The sequence below is a fragment of the Micropruina sp. genome (assembly GCF_027492755.1).
In the GTDB taxonomy this organism is placed as follows: Bacteria; Actinomycetota; Actinomycetes; order Propionibacteriales; family Propionibacteriaceae; genus Micropruina.
Window position 1 is genome coordinate 1 of sequence record NZ_JAPUED010000006.1, and the last position, 2,823, is coordinate 2,823.

3 protein-coding genes are annotated in these 2,823 nt (G+C 69.6%); all 3 read right to left on the minus strand.

Annotated elements, in window-relative coordinates; all coding sequences use genetic code 11:
* Positions 1-53: 53 nt before the first annotated feature.
* Genes Q0066_RS00375 through trpB form a run of 3 tightly spaced genes read right to left on the minus strand, consistent with a single transcriptional unit; the run spans position 54 to position 2,757 of the window.
* Positions 54-686: an SCO family protein gene (locus Q0066_RS00375; protein WP_298128917.1), complete on the minus strand. Its 633-nt coding sequence runs from the start codon at positions 684-686 to the stop codon at positions 54-56.
* Positions 683-1,504 carry a tryptophan synthase subunit alpha gene (trpA, locus tag Q0066_RS00380; protein ID WP_298128920.1) on the minus strand — a complete coding sequence of 274 codons (822 nt, stop codon included), beginning with the start codon at positions 1,502-1,504 and terminating at the stop codon, positions 683-685. Before trpA ends, Q0066_RS00375 begins: the two co-directional genes overlap by 4 nt.
* Positions 1,501-2,757 carry a tryptophan synthase subunit beta gene (gene trpB, locus Q0066_RS00385; protein ID WP_298128925.1) on the minus strand — a complete coding sequence of 419 codons (1,257 nt, stop codon included), beginning with the start codon at positions 2,755-2,757 and terminating at the stop codon, positions 1,501-1,503. Before trpB ends, trpA begins: the two co-directional genes overlap by 4 nt.
* Between the last annotated feature and the right edge of the window lie 66 nt (positions 2,758-2,823).

The window sequence follows — 2,823 nt, forward strand, 5'->3', positions numbered from 1 at the left end:
AAGAACCGTCCCCCGATGTTCGAGGTTCGGACGACCTCGACCGGCTCCGGCGCTCAGCCCTGGGTCGCGGCGAATCGGTCGAAGTCGTCCTTGTAGGTACCGATGGAGGTGCCCTGGGTCCAGACCAGGCGGCCCTTGCGGGCCTGATCGAAACCGATCACCTGAGTGGAGTGGGTGACCTCGTAGCCGCCGTCCGGGGTTTTGGTGGTGCCCTCGATGACCACGCCCATGGTGGCGGCGATCTTCTTGATCTCGTCCAGCGAGCCGGTCAGCCCGATGAAGGTCGGGTCGAACCGGGCCAGGTAGGCCTTCAGCACCTCGGGGGTGTCGCGGGCCGGGTCGGTGGTGATCAGCAGCACCTGGATCTTGCCGCGAGTCTCGGGACTGACCCGGTTCAGCGCGCTGGCCAGGTCGGACAGTGTGGTCTTGCAGATGTCGGGGCAGTTCGTGTAGCCGAAGAACACCACCACCACCGGCTTGTCACTGCCGGTGCGCAGCGCGAACTTCTGCCCCGTCGAGTCGGTGAGGGTGGCGTCCGGCATGGTGTACGGCTCGGTCAGCTCGGCGCCGCCGTAGAGCGTCGCGGTCGGGCTACCCACCGGACGGACGACCGCCGCCGGCCCGCCGCAGGCCGCCAGAGCGACCGCGGCGATGCCGGCGACGACCAGCCGTGCCAGCCGCTTCATCGCCGGACGCCGGCCGCCAGGTCGGTGAGCACGGCACGGATGCCGCTGAGGTCGCCCGGGGTCCCGGCGTCGTCGGCGGCCAGTGCCGGCTTGATGAAGGCGGAGCCCACGATCACCCCGTCCGCGAAGGTGGCCACGTCAGCAGCCTGGTCGCCGTTGGAGACGCCGAGTCCGACGCCGACCAGCGTGTCCGGGGCGAGGGCGCGGATCCGGGAAACCAACTCGGGGGCCGCCGAGGAGGAGGCCGTCCTGGTGCCGGTGACCCCCATCACCGCGGTGGCGTACATCCAGCCCCGGCAGGCGTTCGCGGTGGCCACGATCCGTTCATCGGTGGACGACGGCGAGACCAGGAAGATGCGGTCCAAACCGTGCGCGTCGGACGCCTCGAACCAGTCGGAAGCCTCGTCCGGCACCAGGTCGGGGGTGATCAGCCCCGCTCCCCCGGCGGCCGCCAGGTCGCGGGCGAAGGCGTCCACGCCGTAGCGGTCGACCAGGTTCCAGTAGGTCATCACCACCGGGGTGGTGCCGGTGCTCGCCACCGTCTCGACAGCCGTGAATACGTCGCGGGTCCGGACGCCACGGGCCAGCGCCCGGGTTCCGGCCCGCTGGATCACCACCCCGTCCATCACCGGATCGGAGTACGGCAGGCCGATCTCGATCAGGTCGGCGCCGGGCTGGTCGCCCTCGCCGCACAGGGTGCGCAGCACGTCCAGTGAGCCGGGGACGTCGGGGAAACCGACCGGGTAGTAGGCGACCAGTGCCTTGCGGCCCTGTTCGGCGGCGGCCTGAAAGGTCCGCCCGGAGATGCCCGCGCTCACTGTTCCCCTCCCACGCTGGCGTTCGCCGAGCCGTCCAGTCCGAACCACTTGATCGCCGTGTCCACGTCCTTGTCGCCACGACCCGACACGCAGACCACGATGATCGGCTGGGCGTCGGGGTACTTGGCGGCGACCCGCTGGCCCAGCCGGATCGTCCCGGCCAGGGCGTGCGCGGACTCGATGGCCGGCATGATGCCCTCGGTCTGGGTGAGCAGCTTGAAGGCCTCCATGGCCTCGGTGTCGGTCACCGGCTCGTAGGTCGCCCGTCCGGTCTTGGCGAGCCACGAGTGCTCCGGGCCGACGCCCGGGTAGTCCAGGCCGGCCGAGATCGAATGCGACTCCAGGGTCTGGCCGTCCTCGTTCTGCAGAATGTAGGTGCGCATGCCGTGCAGCACGCCCACCGAGCCGCCGAAGATCGCGGACGCGTGCCGTCCGGTCTCCACGCCGTCGCCGCCGGCCTCGAACCCGTACAGCGCGACCGTCGGATCGTCGATGAAGTCGGCGAACATGCCCATCGCGTTCGAGCCGCCGCCGACACAGGCGGTGACGGCGTCGGGCAGCCGTCCGTACCGTTCGAGGACCTGGGCCTTGGCCTCGGTGGAGATCACCCGTTGCAGTTCGCGGACCATCTTCGGGAACGGGTGCGGGCCGGCCACCGTGCCGATCAGGTAGTGGGTGTCGTCGACGCTGGCGACCCAGTCGCGCATGGCGTCGTTCATCGCGTCTTTCAGCGTCTGGCTACCGGATTCGACGGCGATCACCTCGGCGCCCAGCAGCTGCATGCGGGCCACGTTGAGCGCTTGCCGGTCGGTGTCGACCTTGCCCATGTAGACCCGGCACTCCAGGCCGAGCAGGGCGGCGGCGGTCGCGGTGGCGACACCATGCTGCCCGGCGCCGGTCTCGGCGATCACCCGGGTCTTGCCCATCCGCTTGGTCAGCAGCGCCTGGCCCAGCACGTTGTTGATCTTGTGCGAACCGGTGTGGTTCAGGTCTTCGCGCTTGAGCAGCACGATCGCGTTGCCGCAATGCTCGGCGAACCGTTTCGCCTCGGTGAGCGGGGTGGGGCGTCCGGAATAGTTGCGGCGCAGATCGTCCAACTCGCGCCAGAAGGTCTCGTCACCCATCGCCTTGTCGAACTCAGCCTCCAGTTGGGCGAGTGCGGCGTACAGCGCCTCGGGGACGTACTTGCCCCCGAAGATGTCGTAATGCCCCGCGGCATCGGGTAGCGACACGATCAATCCTCGGTTCTTGATGGGTGTGGACGCCCCACTCTACGCATCCGGCGCCGGTCCGGTCGCCACCCTCTCGACCGGCGACCC

Coding starts and splice junctions, on each gene's coding strand:
- Q0066_RS00375 (WP_298128917.1), bottom strand. CDS start 686: ATGAAGCGGCTGGCACGGCTGGTCGTCGCCGGCATCGCCGCGGTCGCT.